General features: G+C 63.0%; 24 protein-coding genes and 1 pseudogene. 12 read left to right on the forward strand and 13 right to left on the reverse strand.

Annotation, left to right across the window (positions count from 1 at the left end; genetic code table 11):
- Positions 1-71: 71 nt before the first annotated feature.
- Positions 72-896, reverse strand: coding sequence for a glycerophosphodiester phosphodiesterase (locus tag FEJ81_RS01585; RefSeq protein WP_138243618.1), 825 nt, complete (start codon positions 894-896; stop codon positions 72-74).
- A gap of 107 nt (positions 897-1,003) precedes the next feature.
- On the opposite strand from FEJ81_RS01585, the gene FEJ81_RS01590 reads away from it, so the two are divergent.
- Together FEJ81_RS01590 and npdG are read left to right on the forward strand one after the other, a co-directional pair.
- On the forward strand, positions 1,004-1,261 hold the full coding sequence (locus tag FEJ81_RS01590; protein ID WP_138243619.1) for a hypothetical protein: 258 nt from the start codon (positions 1,004-1,006) through the stop codon (positions 1,259-1,261).
- A 125-nt stretch (positions 1,262-1,386) separates the two neighbouring features.
- The gene (npdG, locus tag FEJ81_RS01595; protein WP_138243620.1) at positions 1,387-2,055 is read left to right on the forward strand and encodes an NADPH-dependent F420 reductase; all 669 of its coding nucleotides are present in this window, start codon (positions 1,387-1,389) and stop codon (positions 2,053-2,055) included.
- A gap of 219 nt (positions 2,056-2,274) precedes the next feature.
- Here npdG and FEJ81_RS01600 read toward each other — a convergent pair whose 3' ends face one another.
- The gene (locus FEJ81_RS01600; RefSeq protein ID WP_006180412.1) at positions 2,275-2,544 is read right to left on the reverse strand and encodes a thioredoxin family protein; all 270 of its coding nucleotides are present in this window, start codon (positions 2,542-2,544) and stop codon (positions 2,275-2,277) included.
- 118 nt (positions 2,545-2,662) lie between these two features.
- On the opposite strand from FEJ81_RS01600, the gene FEJ81_RS01605 reads away from it, so the two are divergent.
- Positions 2,663-2,824, forward strand: a complete 162-nt coding sequence (locus tag FEJ81_RS01605; protein ID WP_138243621.1) for a preprotein translocase subunit Sec61beta — start codon at positions 2,663-2,665, stop codon at positions 2,822-2,824.
- A 104-nt stretch (positions 2,825-2,928) separates the two neighbouring features.
- On the opposite strand, the gene FEJ81_RS01610 is transcribed toward FEJ81_RS01605, so the two are convergent.
- Positions 2,929-3,618: a glycosyltransferase family 2 protein gene (locus tag FEJ81_RS01610; protein WP_138243622.1), complete on the reverse strand. Its 690-nt coding sequence runs from the start codon at positions 3,616-3,618 to the stop codon at positions 2,929-2,931.
- Between the two features lie 361 nt (positions 3,619-3,979).
- Between FEJ81_RS01610 and FEJ81_RS01615 the strand changes: the two genes are divergently transcribed.
- Positions 3,980-4,198, forward strand: a complete 219-nt coding sequence (locus FEJ81_RS01615; protein WP_138243623.1) for a hypothetical protein — start codon at positions 3,980-3,982, stop codon at positions 4,196-4,198.
- 191 nt (positions 4,199-4,389) lie between these two features.
- Here FEJ81_RS01615 and FEJ81_RS01620 read toward each other — a convergent pair whose 3' ends face one another.
- Together FEJ81_RS01620 and FEJ81_RS01625 are read right to left on the reverse strand one after the other, a co-directional pair.
- Positions 4,390-5,196 carry a hypothetical protein gene (locus FEJ81_RS01620; RefSeq protein WP_138243624.1) on the reverse strand — a complete coding sequence of 269 codons (807 nt, stop codon included), beginning with the start codon at positions 5,194-5,196 and terminating at the stop codon, positions 4,390-4,392.
- On the reverse strand, positions 5,196-6,065 hold the full coding sequence (locus tag FEJ81_RS01625) for a hypothetical protein (RefSeq protein WP_138243625.1): 870 nt from the start codon (positions 6,063-6,065) through the stop codon (positions 5,196-5,198). Before FEJ81_RS01625 ends, FEJ81_RS01620 begins: the two co-directional genes overlap by 1 nt.
- A gap of 318 nt (positions 6,066-6,383) precedes the next feature.
- Here FEJ81_RS01625 and FEJ81_RS01630 point away from each other — a divergent pair, with 318 nt between their 5' ends.
- On the forward strand, positions 6,384-7,820 hold the full coding sequence (locus FEJ81_RS01630; RefSeq protein WP_138243626.1) for a DUF389 domain-containing protein: 1,437 nt from the start codon (positions 6,384-6,386) through the stop codon (positions 7,818-7,820).
- On the opposite strand, the gene FEJ81_RS01635 is transcribed toward FEJ81_RS01630, so the two are convergent.
- Together FEJ81_RS01635 and FEJ81_RS01640 are read right to left on the reverse strand one after the other, a co-directional pair.
- Positions 7,746-8,141, reverse strand: a complete 396-nt coding sequence (locus tag FEJ81_RS01635; RefSeq protein WP_138243627.1) for a hypothetical protein — start codon at positions 8,139-8,141, stop codon at positions 7,746-7,748. The two genes, FEJ81_RS01630 and FEJ81_RS01635, sit on opposite strands and share 75 nt — an antisense overlap.
- A gap of 114 nt (positions 8,142-8,255) precedes the next feature.
- Positions 8,256-8,999, reverse strand: coding sequence for a hypothetical protein (locus tag FEJ81_RS01640; protein ID WP_138243628.1), 744 nt, complete (start codon positions 8,997-8,999; stop codon positions 8,256-8,258).
- A 373-nt stretch (positions 9,000-9,372) separates the two neighbouring features.
- Between FEJ81_RS01640 and FEJ81_RS01645 the strand changes: the two genes are divergently transcribed.
- Positions 9,373-10,029 carry a hypothetical protein gene (locus tag FEJ81_RS01645; RefSeq protein WP_138243629.1) on the forward strand — a complete coding sequence of 219 codons (657 nt, stop codon included), beginning with the start codon at positions 9,373-9,375 and terminating at the stop codon, positions 10,027-10,029.
- A gap of 60 nt (positions 10,030-10,089) precedes the next feature.
- Here FEJ81_RS01645 and FEJ81_RS01650 read toward each other — a convergent pair whose 3' ends face one another.
- Positions 10,090-10,713 (reverse strand): class I SAM-dependent methyltransferase, encoded by a 624-nt coding sequence (locus tag FEJ81_RS01650; protein WP_138243630.1) that lies wholly within the window; start codon positions 10,711-10,713, stop codon positions 10,090-10,092.
- A 174-nt stretch (positions 10,714-10,887) separates the two neighbouring features.
- Between FEJ81_RS01650 and FEJ81_RS01655 the strand changes: the two genes are divergently transcribed.
- Together FEJ81_RS01655 and FEJ81_RS01660 are read left to right on the forward strand one after the other, a co-directional pair.
- A complete protein-coding gene (locus FEJ81_RS01655; protein WP_138243631.1) occupies positions 10,888-11,739 on the forward strand; it encodes an ion transporter in 852 nt (283 codons plus the stop codon).
- Positions 11,740-12,123: 384 nt separating this feature from the next.
- Positions 12,124-13,506: an FAD-dependent oxidoreductase gene (locus FEJ81_RS01660; RefSeq protein WP_138243632.1), complete on the forward strand. Its 1,383-nt coding sequence runs from the start codon at positions 12,124-12,126 to the stop codon at positions 13,504-13,506.
- A gap of 117 nt (positions 13,507-13,623) precedes the next feature.
- On the opposite strand, the pseudogene FEJ81_RS01665 reads toward FEJ81_RS01660, so the two are convergent.
- Both FEJ81_RS01665 and FEJ81_RS01670 read right to left on the reverse strand, forming a co-directional pair.
- Positions 13,624-14,087 (reverse strand): annotated as a pseudogene (locus tag FEJ81_RS01665) (pyridoxamine 5'-phosphate oxidase family protein).
- A 39-nt stretch (positions 14,088-14,126) separates the two neighbouring features.
- Positions 14,127-15,155, reverse strand: a complete 1,029-nt coding sequence (locus FEJ81_RS01670; RefSeq protein WP_138243633.1) for an LEA/WHy family protein — start codon at positions 15,153-15,155, stop codon at positions 14,127-14,129.
- Between the two features lie 237 nt (positions 15,156-15,392).
- Here FEJ81_RS01670 and FEJ81_RS01675 point away from each other — a divergent pair, with 237 nt between their 5' ends.
- The 3 genes from FEJ81_RS01675 (at position 15,393) to FEJ81_RS01685 (ending at position 18,106) form a co-directional block, all read left to right on the forward strand.
- The gene (locus tag FEJ81_RS01675) at positions 15,393-16,778 is read left to right on the forward strand and encodes a sodium:calcium antiporter (protein WP_138243634.1); all 1,386 of its coding nucleotides are present in this window, start codon (positions 15,393-15,395) and stop codon (positions 16,776-16,778) included.
- 47 nt (positions 16,779-16,825) lie between these two features.
- Complete coding sequence (locus tag FEJ81_RS01680; RefSeq protein WP_138243635.1) at positions 16,826-17,566, forward strand: hypothetical protein; 741 nt, start codon at positions 16,826-16,828, stop codon at positions 17,564-17,566.
- 96 nt (positions 17,567-17,662) lie between these two features.
- Complete coding sequence (locus FEJ81_RS01685; RefSeq protein ID WP_138243636.1) at positions 17,663-18,106, forward strand: DUF2391 family protein; 444 nt, start codon at positions 17,663-17,665, stop codon at positions 18,104-18,106.
- A 16-nt stretch (positions 18,107-18,122) separates the two neighbouring features.
- Here the strand turns inward: FEJ81_RS01685 and FEJ81_RS01690 are convergent, their stop codons facing one another.
- The 3 genes from FEJ81_RS01690 to FEJ81_RS01700 all read right to left on the reverse strand — a co-directional run bounded on the left by FEJ81_RS01690 (position 18,123) and on the right by FEJ81_RS01700 (position 19,852).
- Entirely contained in the window at positions 18,123-18,947 is an 825-nt protein-coding gene (locus FEJ81_RS01690) for a GNAT family N-acetyltransferase (RefSeq protein WP_138243637.1), read from the reverse strand.
- Positions 18,948-19,082: 135 nt separating this feature from the next.
- Entirely contained in the window at positions 19,083-19,502 is a 420-nt protein-coding gene (locus FEJ81_RS01695; protein WP_138243638.1) for a universal stress protein, read from the reverse strand.
- Between the two features lie 107 nt (positions 19,503-19,609).
- The gene (locus tag FEJ81_RS01700) at positions 19,610-19,852 is read right to left on the reverse strand and encodes a hypothetical protein (RefSeq protein ID WP_138243639.1); all 243 of its coding nucleotides are present in this window, start codon (positions 19,850-19,852) and stop codon (positions 19,610-19,612) included.
- Between the two features lie 105 nt (positions 19,853-19,957).
- On the opposite strand from FEJ81_RS01700, the gene FEJ81_RS24110 reads away from it, so the two are divergent.
- Positions 19,958-20,083 carry a hypothetical protein gene (locus FEJ81_RS24110; protein WP_267877920.1) on the forward strand — a complete coding sequence of 42 codons (126 nt, stop codon included), beginning with the start codon at positions 19,958-19,960 and terminating at the stop codon, positions 20,081-20,083.
- The last annotated feature ends 22 nt before the right edge of the window (positions 20,084-20,105 follow it).

Raw genomic sequence — 20,105 nt, forward strand, 5'->3', positions numbered from 1 at the left:
AATCGCCGAGCACAGACGGCCGTTCCCGAACGCAGACGGCGGTTCATGAACACAGACAGTCGCTCACGGCGTCATCGATCGCTCGAGGCCCGCCCTAGTCCGGGGTAGTCGGCGACGATGCCGTCGACGCCGGCCGCTGCGAGCCGGTCGAACTGGACCCAGTTCGTCACCGTCCAGACGTTGACCGCTCGCCCCTCCCCGTGGGCGGCCTCGAGCACGTCGATTTCGGGGCCGGGGTCGGTCGCTCTCTCAGGGGCCGCGTCGGCGTCGCGAACCGCGCTCCGCGGCGGGTGGATCGCCTCGCACTCGTACCGGCGCGCGATCTCGAGGCCGGCCCCGAGGTCGTCCCGAATCAGGGGCGCAGCGGCGAACTCGCTGGTCACGTCGCGCAGCGCCGCGATGGCTCCCTCACAGAACGACGAGAAGAGGAGATCGCCGCCGAAGGCGTCGCAGTCGGCGACGACGCGTTCGACGAACGGCCGCCACGCCTCGCGGCGCTCGGCGCGTTCGCCCGATGGGAGCGACCCGTCGACGCGCAGGTCCGCCCGTCCCGCCCCTTTCAGTTCGACGTTGAGACCGACCGTTTCGGGGGTCGCCTCGAGTACGTCCGCGAGCGTCGACACCGTGGCATCGGTGCCGAGCACTCGCGTTTCCCGGAGCGTCTCGAGCGGCGTCTCCCGGACGAGGCCGGTCCCGTCGGTGAGCGGTCGCCCGTCGCGGGTCCCCTCGAGGCGCTCATCGTGGACGACCACCGGCGTCCCGCAGGCGGCCGGCCGCACGTCGATTTCGATCATCGCGGTCTCGTCGTGTTCGGTGGCGCGCTCGATCGCGGCGACGGTGTTCTCGGGGGCGATACCGGCGTAGCCGCGGTGGGCGATGACGGCGGGACGGGCCATATCGGAGCGACGGCCGGCCGGGTAATGGAAGTACGCCATCGCGTGCGAGGCGGCGACGTGGCGCTTCCCGGCCCGTCTTTCATCCGTGTGTCCAGCAAACGTTCGCTATGACCGAGACCACGCTCGCCGACGTCGAACGCGCGCTCGACCGTGCGGACGACCTCGAGACCGAGGAGGCCGTTGCCGTCCTGCGGACGGCCGAGCAGGATCTCGACGATCTGGGGTCGAACCCGAACGTCGACGAGGAACGGCGACGGGAACTCGAGACCCGACTCCAACAGCGCATCCGCGAGGTGACCGAGCGCGACGCCTACGACAGCGGCTTGGGGGCGGCGATGAACCCGACCGAGGACGACGCGCCGTAGCGGTACGGTGGGGCTGCCGACTCGAGTGCTCGAACGGATCACTGAGCCGTCCGTTTCGTCCGAGAACCCGGCGAGATCGGCCGATCTCCGGCCCTTTTATTCGGGTGCCGTCCGGAGAGGTGGGTATGCGAATTGCACTACTGGGCGGCACCGGCGATATCGGCGAAGGACTCGCACTGCGGCTCGCCCGCGATACGGGCCACGAGATCCTCATCGGCTCCCGGGACCCCGAGAAGGCCCGCGACGCGGTCGCGGAGTACGAGGACGAACTCGCGGACCGCACCGACGAGGTCGACATCAAGGGCTTCGGCAACGAGATGGCGGCCGACCGGGCCGACGTCGTCGTCCTCAGCGTCCCGCCGTACTACGTCGGCGACACCGTCGAAGCGGTCGCCGACAACCTCGACTCGGACACCGTGTTGGTGACGCCCGCCGTCGGCATGCAGGGCGACGAGGACGGACTCCACTATCACCCGCCCGAGGCCGGTAGCGTCACCGAACTCGTCGCCGGACGGGCTCCCGACGAGGTCCCGGTCGTCGGCGCGTTCCACAACCTCGCGGCCGACGCGCTGTCGAACCTCGATAACGACCTCGACCTCGACACGCTCGTCGTCGCCGACGACGATGCGGCCGGCGACACGGTCCTGACGATCGCCAACGAGATCGAGGGCCTGCGCGCACTCGAGGCGGGGCCGCTGGCCAACGCAGCCGAAGTCGAGAGCGTCACGCCGCTGGTCATCAACATCGCGAAGTACAACGAGGACATGCACGATGTCGGCGTGAAGTGGACCTGAGCGCGTGCGGGCGCTCGCTCGGCGCGTTCGAGCACGACTCCTGAACTCGGCTCCGGCTTCTGCAACGATTTCAGTATCGAGTTCTCGAGCGGCGGGTTCGCGGTCGTTCGGCGACTCCGCTGGGGTTTCGTCCGTGGGCTCGAGCCCGGCTACGTCCCGGCCGATCCGCACGCCCGGCTCCGCGGGGTGTTGCTCACGAGGAGAAAAGCGACCGGTCGATTACGCGCCGGCCGACTCGAGGGCGTCCTCGATGTCGTCGCGCTGGGTGACGCCGACGAAGCGTTCGACGATGCCGTCGTCGTTCTCGATGATGAGCGTCGGCAGCGATCGAACCTGGTACTCGTTTGCCACGTCCTGTTTCTCGTCGACGTTTACTTTCTCGACTTCGAATCGGCCCTCCCAGTCGTCCTCGAGCTCCTCGAGGATCGGGTCCTGGGTCTTGCAGGGGCCACACCAGTCCGCGTAGAAGTCCTTAAGTGTGACAGTCATGCGGTCAACGCTAGTTGCCACGCGCCGCGCATAAGGGTTTCCCACTGCCAATGCATTGCCGTGATCGCCGACACGGGCCGGTCGAAAGGTTTAGTTTCAGGGGCCCATAGGAACGGGTATGGATAAAGGACAGAACACCGGTGGCCTGATGTCCAGTGCCGGACTCGTTCGGTACTTCGACTCCGAGGACTCGAACGCCATCCGTATCGACCCCAAGACGGTCATCGCGTTCGGCGTGCTACTGGGCGTGCTGGTCCAGTTGCTGACGATCGTCGCGTAACGCGGACACCAGCCACCTTCTCTCACCACCGTCACAGATAGCGGCAGCGTTGGTCCGCACTCCACGGCCGGCGCGCGTGCCCTTCCTCGTCTCCCCGTGCTCGCTTAGTAGTCTGTTCGAAGTCGCTCGAGATCCAGTCGGAGGTAGTGCCACAGCGTGCCCGTCAACCCGTCTTCGGCGACCCGCCGGCCCGAACTCTCGACCAAGACGGCCGGACAGTAGGCCGTCGGAAACCGGCGGGCGAGCGCTCGGCTGAAGGCCGTGTCCTCGTTCGCCACGCGGGGAAAGCCGCCGATTTCATCGAACGCTCGCCGGTGGACGAGACAGTTGAACCCCGGCAGGATCGGGCGCTCGAGTCGCGAGAAGACGTGATTGATCGTCAGTTCCATCAGCTTCGCCCGTCGGGGACCGGTGATCCGACAGTACGAACTCGCGGCCGCGAGCCCGTTGGCCTCGACGAAGCCGAGCAGTTCGGTCAGATAGTTCGCCCGCACCCGGGTGTCGGCGTCGATGAAGGCTAGCCACTCGCCGGCCGCTCGCTCAGCCCCGAGGTTCCGGGCGGCGGCGATGCTCGAGCCGGCGTCGCGGACGACGGTCGCGCCGTACTCGCGGGCGATCGCCGGCGTCTCGTCGGTGGAACGGCCGTCGACAACGATCACCTCGTACTCGTAGCTCGTGTCCAGTGCGGTGAGACTCGCCAAGGCTCCGCGGAGGTAGTCGGCCTCGTTTCGCGCCGGCACGACGAAGCTCACGTCGCACTCGCCGGCATCGTCGTCTCGGTCGTCGCTCGCCATCGTGTTAGGGACGAGAACTCGGCCGCGGGTTCTCAAGCTACCGGAGTCCCGACGAGTCCTGGCGGGGGCGGACCGGGCGATAGCTGTCTGCCAGTTGTGGGTGTGGTAGCGGACCGACCGAACGACGGCTCGAGTCGCCGATACTCGCCGAAAGAGCTGCTGTTCCTGCTGGCCGAGTCGTGCTAACACAAATCGTGATGCTTGGTTTCAGACACCGCCCCACAGGACCACTATCTATCATGAACTTTTATAACGGTGGGGCGGATAGGATGGCGTAGAGATGTCGGTCGTACACGTAGTAGCGTGAGCCCGTTGCTGACGACGAGTACCGCTTTTCGACGGAAATCCACACCCGACCGACATGAGCACCCGAAATCCGCAGTTCACGTCCGACGCCGAACCGACTCCCAACCGACCCACGACCCGTCCGCAAGCACCTCACTCGAGCGCCCTCGAGGACCCGCGGACGCCCACCGATCGCGCCCAGCGGATGTTCTCGCATCGGAACACGGGGCGACTCGAGAACCTCATCGACGAGTGGAACGCGGCCTTTGCGAACGAGAGCGCGGACGGCTCGTAACGGTCGTGCGATTTTCGCCGGCGAACCCAAACCGTCTTTGGAGCGACGGCGGTAGTCTCGCGTGGCCGATGACGATGCACCCGCTCCGAGCCGGACTCGGCATCCGGTGGTGACGAGCCCTATGAGTGCCGAGGCCACCGATTTCCATGTACCACTAACACTATACAACCATCGAATATTTTCTACTTTAGCTACAAGTAGTAATTCAACAGAGTTGCTCGGATATACTCAACTGTCGCGTCATCAACATCAGTATGAGGAGAGCTAATAATCGCTTTGTCCCGATGGAACTCGACAGCACTTCGGCCGTCTTCGGATTCAAGTAACAAGCTCACATCGAACTGCTCTTTTTTGATCCACTCATCCAAAGTGAGATCATTTTCAATAGGTGAGACGATAAACCGACCATCTGTTACCGACCGAACCTCTAGTTTATCGGTAACAGAGTTCCGGAGGAATCTAGCGAACAGCATCAAGTCAATAATCGAGTTTCGAAGCTTTCCAAACTCAAATCTAAACGTAATATTCACGCCGATACTTCCGATTGAAGAGTCATACTCTGTATCGAATGGACTTCCCTCAGATCCACCCGGAATGAAGTTCAAGGTCAGCTCGTAGGGATCTTTCTCGTCTTTGTATCTGACTTTGACATCCATTTCATTCCCGTCGTCACTCCATTTTTGTTCAACAATTTGGAAATCACCGTCACTGCGTTCATCAACCGAATTCAGGATTGTTGCTGCTGTTTCACGTGGTGCGTCGGCCGGCAGATCTGTGTCGAGATAGATGCTGAACTCGTAATCCGCAGTGATTTTGTTACGCTTCGTTCTCCAAGACTTACACTTTCGTTTTACTCCAGACCATATCGGCTCAAACGCCTTCTTTTCGAAGAGTGATTGAAGAATATAGTCAACCGTAGTTGTGACCACTGGGATAATGAGAACAACAAGTGCGCCTTGAATATGGTCGGCGGATAGCAGTGATTCAAGGAGGGGCATCAGTCCTCTGTATGGAGCCTAGGTGTTTCTGAGGTGTATGCTGACACCGATGTCTGGATCGTCAGTGAGAGACTTGGAACGATGTGCGATGCAATCATTGAGAGATACATTGAGAGGGTGATGTTATTGTAGCTTCGAATCAGGCAGTCGTCCGATATCTGGATTGTCTTGCTACTACCATCGAGTTGGGATGTTCCGAACCGTTGGCCATGTACGGCTCCTTGGCGTTTCTCGCGTTTATACTCTTCAGATTCACCGAAACCATGACCCATAATATGCTTCTTTTCGATATTGCTGTCCTCGTAGTCTTCTACAGCAGTCATAAGATGAGTATCAACGAGACTCTCTGCAATACCCTCAAACTCGGAGTGATTGAGCGTGATTTCATCAACGATAAAACCGAACTCCTCCAGTGTATTGGACAGGATATTGTATACTCTCCTCATGATTTCTCGACTTGCTAGCATTAGTAGAAATGCTTGGCCACTAACTTCGAAGACCAGGAATTTCGTAGATTGTTGGTCAAGAATCAATACTTCCTTGTTATCATATTTAACGGTATCTGACTCGTTGTGAACCAGATATCCCATTATTCCGTTTAGTCCTTCCTGATGGAATTCGGATACATTTTTGATTGAAGCGATTTGCGCTTCGTTGTCAACCCCTGATCGGAAAACTTCTGGAATGTGAAGATCGTCGCGATCAGCTAGGTCGTCTTCGTCTAAGTCAACTGACGACCCCTCAAGTTCCTGTTTTAACCATCCGCAGTTGGGTTCCTTCGTTTCAGGTAGACTCAAGTGATACATCCTCCCGGTGTAGTCGTCTTCTTGGAGAAGCGGGTTTTCAAGCGGGGAGATGTTTTCTGACACAGAGCAAGGTAAGAGTTGATTCCCTTTAAAGTTCTAGGTTCATACCAGTGATGGTTGATAAGAGAGCTATACATAGCAAGTATTTATCTAATATGTCCAAGTCAATAATTATTCATATTGTTATTGTATGAGGAATGTTCCCACATATTATAAAATGCGGCACCACCACGTACCCGTGCTCCTGCAACCACCGTTCTATTCGGTCCACGTACCGCGAGGAGACAAGCTACTCGAGCGACTGTCCCGTCATCTCCCTACTCACGCTGCTACTGGCCGTAGTCAGTCGTTAATAAAAGGCGTACACAGTCCCCCTTCGGTATGCGACTCATTCGGGTCTTCGTTCCCGACGAGGACCGCGAGGCGGTACGGACGGCCCTCTCGGAGATGGAGATCGAGTTCCTTTTCAGCGAGGCCGACGGCCGCCGGGACGGGAGCATAGCGGAAATCCCGGTTCCGGCGGGTGCCGCAGACACGGTCCTCGAGCACCTGTACGACGCCGGACTCGACGAGGAGACGTACACCGTCGTGACGGATGTCGACCGGGCGAGCGTCCCGAACGCCGAGGAGATAACGGACCGCTACGTCGAGGGACCGAAGGGCGAGCGGGGCGCTTCGCACGCCGAGATCCGGGAGCGCGCGGCGGACCTGACCCCGGACACGGCGACGTACCTCGCGTTTGCGGTCGCGAGCGCGGTCGTCGCGGTCGGTGGTCTCCTGCTCGATTCCGCCATCGTCATCGTCGGCGCGATGGTGATCGCGCCCTTTGCGGGATCGACGCTCTCCGCGAGCGCGGGCGCCGTCATCAGCGACCGCGAGATGGTCGTCGACAGCGCCACGTCGCAGGTGACGGGGCTCGTCGTCGCGTACGTCGGCGCGGTCGTGATGAGCGTGTTCTTACAACAGACGGGGTTCGTCCAGCCGACGCTGTCCGTCGGTCGCGTCGGGCAGGTGGGCGCGTTCGCCACGCCGAACCTCCTGACGCTCGTCATCGCCATCGCGGCCGGGTTCGCCGGCGCGCTCGCGCTCGCGACCGATCTCCCCGTCTCGCTGGCCGGCGTCGCCGTCGCGGCGGCCATCGTGCCCGCCGCCGCCGCGGCCGGCATCGGGACGGCGTGGGGCGAGCCGCTCATCGTCGCCGGCGGCGCCGTCTTGCTCCTGATGAACATCGTGTTCATCAACCTCACCGCGTATCTCACGCTCATCGCGCTCGGTTACCGCTCGTCGGTCATCCGCAATGTCCGCGAGAACGCGACCGTCTCGCTCCGTACGGGCGCGTACGCCGTCATCGTCCTCCTGTTCCTGATCGTCGTCGCGGTGACGGCCCTCGGAACGTACCAGCACCTCGTCTTCGAACAGCAGGTGAACGACGAAGTCCAGAACGTGCTCGACGACCCCGAGTACAATTCGCTGGAACTCGCCGGCGTCCAGACCGAGTACAACGACGCAAGCGTGTTCAGCGACGAGGTCTCGGTGACGGTGACCGTGGGGCGCTCGAGCGGGCTCGAACACGAGGGGCTGGCGGCGGACCTGCGGACCGAGATCGACGCGCAGACGAGTCGGTCGGTCCACGTCGACGTGCGGTTCGTCGACTACCAGCGCGCGGTTGCGGCCGGCGACGCAGCCGACGGGCGGAGCGCGTGGTGGCACGTCGACGAGTGGCTGCCGCGCTTGCGGAGTCCCTTATCGGCGCAGCCGATGCCACAGGCTGTGACACTTCCGACGGACCTTGTTGAGGAACGAGCCGACCCGGCGTGACCCGGAGAGGAGCCGGAGTGCGCGGATCGATCGGCCGATGCGGAGTAGTCGGAACGGTCGGAACCACGGGACCGCGGTGAGGATAAGAAACCAGTTCGAGCGAACGAACCGCCTCGGACCCTGATCCGACCACCGGTAGAGGACCGCGATGTCGAGGAGGAAGACGATGAGGAGCCACTGGAGGACGCTGCGAACCGTCCCCGTGAGCGATTCGGAGACGGCGAGCAAGTCGACGCTGACCGCAACGTCGACGACGAACAGTACGATCCACACGAGCGCCATGACCTCGACGAACGGTGGCCACCAGCGCTCGGCGTCCATCTGCTGTCTCGTGGGACGTGGCGATCAAAAACGTTGCGTCCGGTCGAGCATGATCGCCGGAGTTGGCTTCTTCGAAGACCGGTTCGCGAGACCGCGATCCGCGACGGCCCGCAGTCACCGAATGTCGTTGGTCTTGAGCTGGTCGAGTTCGCGGCTCCAGCCCCGATCGCCGCTGAGCCAGAGGGCGCTGTAGTCGAAACTGTTGGTCGCGCGAGTGAACTGACTGCCGTCGGGGATCGGCTCGCCCGGTTCGACGTCGGTCAGTTCGTGCCACCACTCGCGATCGGCTTCGGTCCACGGGGTCTCCGACTCGTACTCGCGCCACCGAACGAGCAACCGGTCTGACTGGATCTCGGCGTCACCGGTGACGGTGACCGTAATCTCCTCATCGAGGCCGTCGTAATCCGACGAGACGGTTTGGTTCGGCCGATCAGGGAGCAGTGAGATGTCTTTCTCCGAACTCCCGAACTCGATCTCCTCGGGCTCGAGGCCGACGTGTGGCATCTCGTGTTGCCCGGCCCGTGAAACGTGGAGCGATCCGCTTCCGCTGATGCAATCACCGATATCGAACTCCTCGGTGTCGAACACATACTCGCTGCTCGCCACGCTGACCGCCGCGAGACCGGTTCCGTCGTCGATGACCACGCGGGTCGAACCCTGCTCGACGACGGTCCCCCGGACGTGATACGTCTCGTCGGTGTATCGATCGCTCTCGGTGTACCCCGCGAAGTCGAGCTCGATCTCCGAAATCGGATCGGACCCGGGCGTACACTCGTCGTCCTCGAGCGAGCCGGTACAGCCCGCAATCGCCCCGAGCGCACCCGTTCCCCCCGTCACCAGATAGCGTCGTCGTCGCATCGGTCCCACCATATCATGCATGTGAATAATACCTTCCGGTTTCGGTATAATCAAATAGAAATCGGTCTATCGAAGCCGGTGGTCAGAACCGCTGTCCGTGTGAATGAGTCCGCGCCGAGCACCGAAAGAGTCAATTCGATCATATGGTTCACCTGCTCGAGTGCTATCGAACCGACGTTCCGCCACGCTCGGCGGACGACGGCGGAACCGTACCCGTAATCTACCCTCGTTCGAACCGCAGTGGCCGGTTCCTCGAGCCGAACGGTCGTCCGTGAGTCTGGACTCGAGTAGACGGGTATTTTCCGCTGGAGCCCATCTATCTGATAATGCATACGGAAACCGATTATACTAGTTTGCTCGAGAGTTCTGCTCGATGAACCCGACTCGCGTCGACTTCGTGGTCGACCTCGCGTACGGGATTATGATTTTCGCTGCGGTCGCACTCATCGTCGCGGTCGAGACCAGTGTCGGCGTCGCGTTCGGGCTCGGAGTGCTGGCCTCCTATGTCATCCACGTCGTGTGGAAGATGGCCCGATTCGACCCCGACTGGATGACGACCGAGGTCGCCGAACGAGTCGAAGAGACGGTCACCGACACGGTCAGTAAGGAGGTCGAAGAGACGGTCACCGACACGGTCAGTAAGGAAGTCGGAGAGACGGTCAGCAAGGAAGTCGAGGAAACGGTCAGCGATACTGTCAGCAAAGAAGTCGAAGAGACCGTCAGTGATACCGTCAGTAAGGAAGTCGAAGAGACGGTCAGCGATACCGTCAGTAAGGAAGTCGACAACGTGGCCGAAAAAGTCGGGGAGACCGTCAGTGAGGACGTGACCAAGACGGTCGAAGAGACGGTTACCGACACGGTCAGCAAGGAAGTCGAGGAGACGGTCAGTGACACTGTCAGCGAGGAGGTCGAGAAAACGGTCAGCCAAGCGGTCGACGAATCCGCTGCCGACTCAGTCGAGACGGACGAGGACGATTCGGACCCGGACGACCGAGAAGAACCGCGTCCCTCGAGTTCGGGCGCGGAGTAACCCGGACCCGGGTCGGATAAATTCGGACCAGCGACGGCCTCGAGACGCGACGCGGACGGACTACTCTTCCCGAGTGCGGAACGCGCGAACGGTGTCTCGCTTCCCCGACTCGGCGTCGACCTCGAGCAGGCCGAGATCGGTAAACACCCGGTTCCAGTCGCGGTGGTACAGCGGGAAGTCGTCGTTGACGTAGCTCACGTCGGGGCCGTCCGATTCCGACCCGTCGTCGTCGCCCTCGTTCTCGACCGTGATGAGGAGGTCGTCGGTGATCCGGGTCAGGTCCTCGAGCACCCACTCGGCGTCGGGGTGGATGTGCTGGAGCGTCTCGACCGAGTAGACGATATCGAATCGGCCGTCCGCGAAGTCGCCGACGGTGTCCTCGATCGTGTCGTGATAAAACGTGCCGCCGGCGGCGAGGTCGGGGTAGGTCTCTTCCATCACGTCGAAGGCGTCGTCGTTGACGTCGATGCCGTGCAGATTCTCGAAGCCGTGTTCGTAGAGATGTGCGAGGTGACGGCCCGAGCTACAGCCGAGTTCGAGGACGGCCGCGTCTCGGTCGACGAACCGATCGAGAATGCCGTGAATCGACTCGCTCCGATGGTCCGGTCCGTAGTAGGCGTAATACTCCGGTGAATATGCGCCGGACCGTTCTGCCCACTGACGGCGGACCTCGTTAGAATTCACGTGTGTCGTTCTCGGCGGACACCTAAAGCCTAGTCGACTCGTCCGATTCTCGCCGGCCGCTGTCGTCGGTTCCCGTGCGGGGTCCGAGAGCCGAGGACGGACCCCGTCTTCGGGCGGCCGAGGGCACGATAATCCGAGGGCCTACGTATCTCCTGCGAGGAGTACCGCTGTCGAATGACCACAGACTCGTCGCCCGGAACCCGAACGCTTCGGGAGACCGTCCGTTTCTACCTGCTCGATCATCGGACGCCGCTGGGAAAGGCGATCGACATCGCGCTGTTGGCGTTGAACCTCGTGTTCGTCGCGGCCTTCGTCGCGGAAACCTATCCCCTCTCCGACGACCTCCGGTCGTTCCTCTGGGGACTCGAGGTCGCGATCGCCGTCGTCTTTCTGGCGGAGTACGTCCTGCGGCTGTACGGTGCCGAGGATCGACTCGCGGAGTTTCGCAACCCCTACACGATTGTCGACCTGATCGCGATTCTCCCGACGCTACTCGTGGCGGGCTTGCCGGGTGTCACGATGGCCGCCAACGCCGGCTTTCTCCGCGTGGTCCGGGTCGTCCGCGTCCTCCGATTCTACCGGTTCACGAGGGACGCCGAGTTCTTCTTCGGGACGATTTCGGACAACGCGTTGCGTGCCCTGAAGTTGCTGCTGACGGTGTTGGTGCTCCTGTTCGTCTCCGCCGGCCTGTTCTACAGCGCGGAATACGCCGCGAATCCCGACGTCGCAACGTTCGGCGACGCCTTCTACTACGTCGTGGTCGCCCTGTCGACCGTCGGGTTCGGCGATATCGTCCCGGTCACGACCGCAGGCCGGTGGATTACCGTAGCGGCGATCCTGGCAGGGATCATCGTGCTCCCGTGGCAGGCGAGCAAGATCGTCCGCGAGTGGAGCCACAGGGGGACGGTCAACGTCGCGTGTCCGAACTGCGGACTATCGTCTCACGACCGGGACGCCTCCCACTGCAAGGCGTGCGGTCACGTCATCTATCAGGAGTTCGAATCCGACAATCACGGCTCCGAATGAGAACGCCTCGAGAGTTTACTTTCGTTCCGAAGACACCCTGCCTCAACAGCTGTTGGTAACACACCGTGTCTTCGCTGCCGCACTCGAGGACGGGCGCTCGGTGGTACGACAACTGTCGATATCGCAACGGTCAAAAATCGACGAGACAGTCGGTCTGGGTGACCGAAACGACGGCGCGAACGCCAGCGAAACAACAGAGTTGAATCACGAAATCCCTCCTGTGCCGCGGTTTCTACCGACCGATGTGTGTTTATTCCCGTCGTCCTGAGACCGAATATACGCTCGTCGATGACGGCATCGACAGGTGACGAAATAGAGATCGAAAAAATATGAGTTATCAGTCTGGAGTCGAGCGTATGTACTACCGACTCACACATTCCAATAATGTCTGGTAAATACGACCTCGTAATCGTCGGCGGTGGTATCAGTGGCGCGTCCCTCCTGTACACGACCGCGAAGTTCACTGATATCGACTCGATCGCGCTGATCGAGAAGGAATCGGAGATCGCAGCGATCAACTCCCACCACACGAACAACTCCCAGACCCTCCACTTCGGGGATATCGAGACCAACTACACGCTCGAGAAGGCCGAAGAGGTCAAAGAGGGGGCGGAACTCCTCGCGGGCTATCTGGAGAATCAGGACCCCGACCGGGAGATGCACTCGAAACGCAGCAAGATGGTGCTCGGTGTCGGCGACGAGGAGGTCGCGGAACTCGAGGAGCGCTACGAGGAGGAAGGCTTCGGCGACCTCTTCCCGAAACTCCGACCGATCGACCGCGAGGAGATCGCCGAACTCGAGCCCAAGGTCGTCGAGGGCCGCGACCCCAACACGGACATGCTCGCGCTCCAGACGCCGGACGGCTACGTCGTCGACTACGGCGAGACGACGAAGTCCTTCGTCGAGCAGGCGAGCGAGGAAGCCACCGTCGATGTCTACACCGGGACGAAAGTCGAGGACATCACGCCGACGCTCGACGGATACACGATCGAGACCGATAACGGCCGCTTCGACTCCGACGCCGCCGTCGTCGCCGCCGGCTCGCACAGCCTCCAGATCGCGAAGGAACTCGGCTACGGGCAGGACAAAGTCCTGCTCCCCATCGCCGGGAGCTTCTTCCTCGCGGACGACCTCCTGAACGGGAAGGTCTACACGCTCCAGATGAAGAAGCTGCCCTTCGCCGCAGTCCACGGCGACGCCGACGTCCACGACGGCAGCATCACCCGCTTCGGACCGACCGCGAAACTCGTGCCCACCCTCGAGCGCGGCCGCATCTCGACGGTCAAGGATTTCCTCGACGTGTTCGGACTCAACGCGGCGGCGTTCCTGAGCTACGCCAACATCCTCTCGGACCGAATCCTCCTGCCGTACGTGCTCCGGAACCTCGTCTACGACCTCCCGAACGTCGGCCGGAAACAGTTCCTGCCCCACGTCCAGAAGGTCGTCCCGAGCGTCGAACTCGAGGACATCGAACGCGCGAAAGGTTACGGCGGCGTCCGCCCCCAGATCGTCGACACGAAGAACAAGTCCCTCGACATGGGCGAGGCCAAAATCGTCGGCGACGACATCATCTTCAACATCACGCCGTCGCCGGGTGCCTCGACCTGTCTCAAGAACGCCATGCGCGACACGCACACGCTCCTCGAGTTCCTCGACGGCGACTACGAGTTCGACGAGGAGGCGTTCCGGTCGGAGACGATCGATAACTTCCCGCGCGGCGACGATTCCGCCGGCAAGAAAGTCGCTGCACCCGACGCCGACGACTAACTGACTGCGCCGCGTCGACTCCGTTCGATCGGTTTCTATTCTCTCTCTCGTGTCTCGCCCGACAGCGGGCGATTCGAAGGGGCCGGAACCCGACCGATGCCGTCTGACGTGATCGGCCTATTCTGAGCGCTCGCTCGAGCCCTCGCCCATCCGCTCGGTGTAGTCCCAACTGAAGATCTCGCGGGGCTCGATCCGGATCCGAACCTCGTCGCGGTCGTCGTCGAGTAATCGCTGGGCGAGCGGCGAGTCCGTGTCGCCGAGGTAGCGCTCGACGAGGTCGCGCAGGACCGCCGTGGCGTTCTCCGAGGAGACCTCGACGGTTCCGTTGCCCCTGATACCGCGGTAGGGAACCCGATTCGTCGAGATATCGAAGGCGATCTCCGGGTCGTTCCGCAGGAAGCGGACCACGTCCGCGGTCGCCTGCGTCGCACACTCGAGCGAGCCGTCGCGATAGCGAAACCAGAGCGTGACGAGCCAGAGCGAGCCGTCCGGCCGGTGGGTGGCGAGTCGGATCGGATTTCCGCCTCCTGCAGGAAGGCCTCGACCTCGTCCTCGGTCCACGCGCCGCGGAAGTCGGTCATGCTCGAGACCTTCGCGGCGGACCGTTGAAAACGTTCGACCTAACGGCGGCTCTCGATTCGGGCCCCGACGCTGCTAGTTTGGCTCTGCGTCCTCGTCTGGTCCGGCTCTCGTCCCGCCTCGGAGTCGGTCACACCGGCGTCGTCCGCCGATCCGAGTATGTCCGTCCGGAACGTCCGTTCGTACGAGAGGAACTCGAGCGGGACCTCCCGTTGACTGCCGCCGTACTCGAGGGTCGCGGTGAAGTCGACGGTCAGGTTCGAGGTCTCGTCGTTCCGGACGTGCGTGACCCACCACTCGTCGAGTTCGTCGGTGTCGATCGCCGCGCCGGCCTCGAGCGTCTGGGTACTGTCCGGCGAGAGTACGAACTGTTCGCCGGCGACGCCCTGTCCCACGACGATCCCGTTCAACCGGACGGTGTACCCGATCTCCGCGATCGGAATCGGGAGCGGCGTCGGATTGGTTACGGTCGCCGACGCCTCGATCGGCGTCCGGTTGGCGGTGGCGTTGCCCCACCGTGCGTCCGTCGCTTCGACGACGAACAGCGTCCGGCCGCTGGCGCGAAATTCGCGTCGCTCGTCGGTCTGCAACGGCTCGAGCAGGTCCGTCTGCACGGTCCGGGTTCGCGTCCACCGGTCCGCCGGATACTGGACACCCGCGTAGTCGACGACGATATCGGGTTCGATTCGGACCGTGGTCGTCTCGCCGTTGGCGACGTGGGAGGCCCACCAGCCCGGGATCTCGTCGTTGTCGATCCACGTCGACACGGACACCTGACTCTCTCGACCGGCGACGGCCACGCCCTCCTCGCGCCCCGTCGCGACCTCGATGTCGTTGAGGCGGACCGTATACGAGACGTCGGCCGCGGCGTCGCCGACGCGAAGCAACCGCGGGTTGTCGACGGTGACGGTGGTCTCCACTTCGGTTCGCTCGCTCGTGACGGTTCCCCACTCGTTGTCGACCGATTCGACTCGCGGCCGGTCCACCGCGAGCAGCCCGTAGCCCGCGGCTGCGACGATCAGGCCGATCGCGACGAGAATCACCATCCACGTCCGGCGGCCGGGGCCCATCTATCGAATCCCCCGCACGGCCGTAGTTCGACCCGCGCGTTACACGTTCAAGCCGTTGAAGTCCGGGGGGATTGGTTGTGCGGTGGCCAGTTCGCGGCTCGAGACCAGGGACGGGTACCGAGTTCGATATCGGCCCCGCCGGCCGCTCGACGACCGCAGACTGGGCAGTCGCAGGCACCATCACCATCGCAACGCAGTACCTATGACGGTCCGATTGCGGGTTCCAGTACGATTTCCATGAGACGACGAGTGCTCGGCGCGATTTCGGCCGCAGTCGCATTGACACTCCCCTGGGTCGTCGTGTCGGGGGCCACCGATCTCCTCCCTCGGCTCGCAACGGTCGCCGGGTTCGAGTACCAACCGCCGGTCGCGCTCACCACCCTGTCGACTCTCGGGACGGTAATCGTGACCGGGCTCGCCGTCCTCGGCGCGGCGTTCCTCCTCGCGTGGGCCGCGGAAACGGCTGAAAAGGACGTCCCACAGGCGTTCGCGATCGCGGTGCTCGCGGTGTTAGCGGTCGCGCCCGAGTACGCCGTCGACGCGCTCTACGCGTGGAACGCGGGCGTGTTCGCGGGCACCGAGCGCGGGATCGAGGCCGGCAACCTGGCCGTCGCCAACATGACCGGCGCGAACCGAATCCTCATCGGTATCGGCTGGGCCGGCGTCGCCCTCTTTACGATCTTCCGCCGGGGTTCGGCCGCCGATCCCGCGGTCGAGCAGCGATCCGGCCGCTTCTCCAACGTCGTCATCCTCGATCGGGAGATCGGCCTCGAGATCGTCTTTCTGCTGCTCGCGACGCTCTGGGCATTTCTCGTCCCGCTCAACGGTGGTATCGACATCTTCGACATGCTGTTTCTGGTCGGCCTGTACGTCTGCTACATCGCAGTGATCCTCCGCGGCGAGGTCGAACCGGACATGGACCACGTCGGCGTCCCGGCGTACCTCCAGAACTTTTCGAAGCCGCGCCGGATCGCGACCGTCTTCCTCCTCTTTGCCTACTCGGGCCTGTTGATCTTCACGGCCGTCGAGCCGTTCGCCCACGGCCTCGAGTCCCTCGGCGAGAGCGTCGGCATTCCCTCGTTTTTCATGATCCAGTGGATCGCGCCGCTGGCCTCCGAAGCGCCGGAACTCATCGTCGTCGTCTATCTGGTGAACAAGGCGCGCTCGACGGCGGGCTTTAACGCACTGATCTCCTCGAAGCTCAACCAGTGGACGCTGCTCATCGGGACCCTCGTCGTCGTTCACTCGATCGCGCTGGGTGAGTACGGCACCCTCTCGTTCGACTTCAAGCAGTCGGCCGAAATCTGGCTCACTGCCGCGCAGTCGTTCTTCGCCATCTCGCTGCTGATCCGGTTCGAAATCTCGGTCGGGGAAGCGCTCACGCTGCTCGCACTGTTCCTCTCGCAGGTCTTCCTCGAGTTCGCCATCATCCGCGAGTTCGTCACCCTGCCGGTCTCGAGCACCCAACTCCTGCTCGTCTACAGCGCGATTTACCTCGTGCTCGGGACGGCGCTGTTCGTCAGCCGCCGGCGGGCGCTCGGTCGGCTCGTCCGGCGAACCGCGGGGACGGTCGGCGACGCGATGTCGATCGGCGGGGAGAAGCCCCAGAGCGCCGACGACTGAAGTCGCCGGCCATACGTCTACGTTCGTAGCTGTCGTCGACCCTGTCGATGCTCTCGAGCGGTCCGCTGCGGTCGGAGACGGCGCTCACGATCGCGGCCGCAATCGCTCTCGCTGCCGTTCACCTCCTCGCCGGTCGGCTTGGCGTCGGCGGCCGAATTCCCCGGAGCCGATGGCTGTCGATCGCCGGCGGCGTCTCGGTCGCGTACGTGTTCGTCCACCTCCTGCCCGAGGTCCGGGAGGCCGCGGCGACGCTCGCGGAACACGGACCGGCGACCGGCGTCGCCGAACACCACGGCTATCTGATCGCCCTCCTCGGGTTCGTCGTGTTCTACGGCCTCGAGCAACTCGCTCGTCTGACCACCGACGACCGGAGACGAGAGGACGAGACTACCGGAGCGAGGCTGTTCTGGGTCCACGTCGGCTCGTTCGCCGCCTACAACGGTATCGTCGGCTATCTCCTGTGGGATCGCGAACTCGGTAGTCTGTTCCTGTTTTCCGTCGCGATGGCGCTGCACTTTCTGGTCACGGACGACGGCCTCCGGACCCATCACGGCGCGACGTACCACCGCCGCGGTCGGTGGGTGCTGTCGGCGGCGGTGATCGCCGGATTCGGAGCCGGCTACGTCCTCGAGGAGACCGAACTCCTCCTCGCGGTGTTCGTGCCGTTTCTGGCCGGCGGCATCGTTCTCAACGTGATCAAGGAAGAACTGCCGTCTGACCGCGAGAGCCGGTTCTGGGCGTTCGCGGGCGGTGCGGCGGGCTATGCCGTCCTGTTGCTCTTCGTTTGAGTTCGGCCGATCGTCGCACCCGGCAGACGCGGCCGACTGCGGTCGGTCCCGAACCCCAAACGGGAGCGTTTTACCATCTCGCCGTAATCCTCCGCTATGAAACTTCGACGGCCGCGCCGGCCGCGCGATTTCCGGCTTGCGGACTCGGCACAGCAGATCGTCGGCGGGTTCCTGCTCGCCGGCCCCTTCGTGGTTACCGAGGAGGTCTGGGACCTCGCGAAGAGCATGAACCTCTTTCAGGCGATCGGGACCGTGATCGTGGTGTTCGGGATCGGCTACGGGGCACTGTACACGGCCGATACGACTCGCGACCCGGACGACGAACAGGAGGTCGTCGGCGTCCCGCTTCGGTTCATCTCGCTGATGATCGTCTCGTTCGGCGCGGTAGCGCTGCTCGCGCTGTTACTCGACGCACCCGATACCTTCCTCGGGGACGAGACGACCAGCGTCGCCGTGAAGACGACGATCAAGGCCGTGAGCGTCGGCTCGGTGTTCAGTGTCGTCGGCGCCGCGACGGCCGACAGCATCTTCTCGAAGTAACGCCGGTCGTCCGGTCTCAGAGGTGCGAGTCGTCGTACGACTCCTTGGATCGCTCCGCGTGTGCGTTGCCGCAATCACTGCACTCCAGCCGTTCCATGTTGTCCATCGAGACGTCGAGCGAGCCGCAGTTCGCACAGTAATACCCGTACTGTTCCGTGTGGTCTTCGTCCTCGTAGGTGACGAAAAACGACGCCGCGGTGCCGGATTCTTCCTCCTCGCGAGCGATATAGAGCGTCTCGTCGCCGTCGGTCGCCGTCAGGGTTCCGTCGACCGTCTCCGTCTCGGGGAACTCGTCGGTCTGTGCGTCCTCGCCGTCCGCTCGCGATTCCGTCGGGAGGGCCACGTCGACGTCCGCGTCCGCGTACACGTACTTCACGAGGGACTCACCGGCGACCTCGATGCGCCGGTCCCCGTTGTGCTCGAGGCCGAAGCGCTCGACGAACTGGTGGCCCTCGGTGTTCGCCTCGAGGACGGTGGCGCAGACGTGCTCGGCCCCCCGATTGCGGAGCGTCTCGCTCGCGGTCTCGTAGAGCTCCGTCCCGATCCCCTTCCCTCGGTGTTCGGGATCGACGAAGAGCCAGTTCACTTCGCCCCACTCGTCCTCGAGTCGGCCTTCGACGAACCCGGCGATGACCGTGCTCTCGAGCTCGTCGCCGGTCTCGACGACGTGGAGCAGCGTGTCCCCGTCGTCGATCTTGTCGGCCACGGCGTCGTCGCCGAACTGATCGTCGGTGATCCCGTCGATCTGTCCCGGACTGAGCCTGAACGATGTCGTCATCGAACTGTCTATGACTTCCCGAATCCGCTCGGCCTCGTCCGGCTCCGGTTCCCGAATCTCCATATCGGATACTCGGTATCGTCCCGGATAAGATGGCTGCAGGCGGGGACAGGCGGACTTATTTGGGGAGCCAACCCCGTCGGCTGCCGGCCGCCGCCTCGCCTCGACCCCGCGTGAACCGGACCGCTCGAGCGGGACTTACGCGTCGCCGCCGGTGACGACCACCGGGCGGTCCGAACTGAGGATAATGCCCTGCGTCGTGCTGCCGAAAATCGCTTTGCCCACCGGCGAGCGCTTGCGGCCGCCGAGCACGATCGAGTCGACGTCGTAGGCCTCGGCCGCCTCGAGAATGTCGTCTTCGGTATCGCCGCTGTCTTCGAGGACCGTCACTTCGATGTCGGCGTCCTCGAGGGCCTCCTGTGCGCGGCGAACGGAGCCGATCCGCGAGGCCGATTTGAACTTCTCGAACTCCTGTGGGAGGTCGTCGCTGTCCTCGGTGAAGACGAACAGGACGTAGGCCTCGACCGCTTGTGCGGCGTCGGGCAGCGACGCGACGTAGTCGGCCTGTGCCAGCGCACGGTCCTCGTTGGTATCGACGGGTATCAAGACGCGATACATGGACAACAGTTCGCATGGCCGGGTTATAAAATCGACTCCGATTCCCGCTGCTCGACGGTGGCTCCGCGAGCGAGCGCACCCGCTGCGTTCGCGTCTCGGCGGTCAATTCAGTCTTCGTCGGTTTCCTCGTCTTCCTCCTCGTCGGCGGCTCCGCCGGTCGACTCCTCGTCCGCTTCGTCCTCGTCCTCGTCCTCGCCCTCGACCTCGACCTCCGCTTCGACTTCGATCGTCAGCCCGCCGGCCTCGAGTTCGCCCTCGAACTCGCGTTCGTCCCCGACTTCCATCTCGAGTTCGGTGGTGTCCACTTCGACTTCGACCTCCACGTCGACGGTGACTTCGGCGTCGTCCATACCTGCCCTTCGCTCGACTTCCCTATAGGGATACCGCGCGTTTTCGCGGACTGTATTCGCCCCCGGGTCCGGAACGTATTTTTAGGCTGGCCGAAAAGAGAGTGTATGCCCGATCCCGTCCGGGTAACGCTCGAGGGGACCGACGACTCGACGTCCGTTCGCGACGGGGCCGTCTACCTGACCGACGACCGGTTCGATTCCTGTCGCCGATTGGACGACCGGCGGGCGTGAGATTACCGCGACGGGTGAAGTT

Source organism: Natrinema versiforme, assembly GCF_005576615.1.
In the GTDB taxonomy this organism is placed as follows: Archaea; Halobacteriota; Halobacteria; order Halobacteriales; family Natrialbaceae; genus Natrinema; species Natrinema versiforme_A.

What these genes read in the sequence shown, in the direction of transcription:
- FEJ81_RS01585 (WP_138243618.1), bottom strand. Translation starts at nt 896, where the DNA reads ATGGCCCGTCCCGCCGTCATCGCCCACCGCGGCTACGCCGGTATCGCC.
- FEJ81_RS01590 (WP_138243619.1), top strand. Translation starts at nt 1,004, where the DNA reads ATGACCGAGACCACGCTCGCCGACGTCGAACGCGCGCTCGACCGTGCG.
- npdG (WP_138243620.1), top strand. Translation starts at nt 1,387, where the DNA reads ATGCGAATTGCACTACTGGGCGGCACCGGCGATATCGGCGAAGGACTC.
- FEJ81_RS01600 (WP_006180412.1), bottom strand. Translation starts at nt 2,544, where the DNA reads ATGACTGTCACACTTAAGGACTTCTACGCGGACTGGTGTGGCCCCTGC.
- FEJ81_RS01605 (WP_138243621.1), top strand. Translation starts at nt 2,663, where the DNA reads ATGGATAAAGGACAGAACACCGGTGGCCTGATGTCCAGTGCCGGACTC.
- FEJ81_RS01610 (WP_138243622.1), bottom strand. Translation starts at nt 3,618, where the DNA reads ATGGCGAGCGACGACCGAGACGACGATGCCGGCGAGTGCGACGTGAGC.
- FEJ81_RS01615 (WP_138243623.1), top strand. Translation starts at nt 3,980, where the DNA reads ATGAGCACCCGAAATCCGCAGTTCACGTCCGACGCCGAACCGACTCCC.
- FEJ81_RS01620 (WP_138243624.1), bottom strand. Translation starts at nt 5,196, where the DNA reads ATGCCCCTCCTTGAATCACTGCTATCCGCCGACCATATTCAAGGCGCA.
- FEJ81_RS01630 (WP_138243626.1), top strand. Translation starts at nt 6,384, where the DNA reads ATGCGACTCATTCGGGTCTTCGTTCCCGACGAGGACCGCGAGGCGGTA.
- FEJ81_RS01635 (WP_138243627.1), bottom strand. Translation starts at nt 8,141, where the DNA reads ATGGACGCCGAGCGCTGGTGGCCACCGTTCGTCGAGGTCATGGCGCTC.
- FEJ81_RS01640 (WP_138243628.1), bottom strand. Translation starts at nt 8,999, where the DNA reads ATGCGACGACGACGCTATCTGGTGACGGGGGGAACGGGTGCGCTCGGG.
- FEJ81_RS01645 (WP_138243629.1), top strand. Translation starts at nt 9,373, where the DNA reads ATGAACCCGACTCGCGTCGACTTCGTGGTCGACCTCGCGTACGGGATT.
- FEJ81_RS01655 (WP_138243631.1), top strand. Translation starts at nt 10,888, where the DNA reads ATGACCACAGACTCGTCGCCCGGAACCCGAACGCTTCGGGAGACCGTC.
- FEJ81_RS01660 (WP_138243632.1), top strand. Translation starts at nt 12,124, where the DNA reads ATGTCTGGTAAATACGACCTCGTAATCGTCGGCGGTGGTATCAGTGGC.
- FEJ81_RS01670 (WP_138243633.1), bottom strand. Translation starts at nt 15,155, where the DNA reads ATGGGCCCCGGCCGCCGGACGTGGATGGTGATTCTCGTCGCGATCGGC.
- FEJ81_RS01675 (WP_138243634.1), top strand. Translation starts at nt 15,393, where the DNA reads ATGAGACGACGAGTGCTCGGCGCGATTTCGGCCGCAGTCGCATTGACA.
- FEJ81_RS01680 (WP_138243635.1), top strand. Translation starts at nt 16,826, where the DNA reads ATGCTCTCGAGCGGTCCGCTGCGGTCGGAGACGGCGCTCACGATCGCG.
- FEJ81_RS01685 (WP_138243636.1), top strand. Translation starts at nt 17,663, where the DNA reads ATGAAACTTCGACGGCCGCGCCGGCCGCGCGATTTCCGGCTTGCGGAC.
- FEJ81_RS01690 (WP_138243637.1), bottom strand. Translation starts at nt 18,947, where the DNA reads ATGGAGATTCGGGAACCGGAGCCGGACGAGGCCGAGCGGATTCGGGAA.
- FEJ81_RS01695 (WP_138243638.1), bottom strand. Translation starts at nt 19,502, where the DNA reads ATGTATCGCGTCTTGATACCCGTCGATACCAACGAGGACCGTGCGCTG.
- FEJ81_RS01700 (WP_138243639.1), bottom strand. Translation starts at nt 19,852, where the DNA reads ATGGACGACGCCGAAGTCACCGTCGACGTGGAGGTCGAAGTCGAAGTG.
- FEJ81_RS24110 (WP_267877920.1), top strand. Translation starts at nt 19,958, where the DNA reads ATGCCCGATCCCGTCCGGGTAACGCTCGAGGGGACCGACGACTCGACG.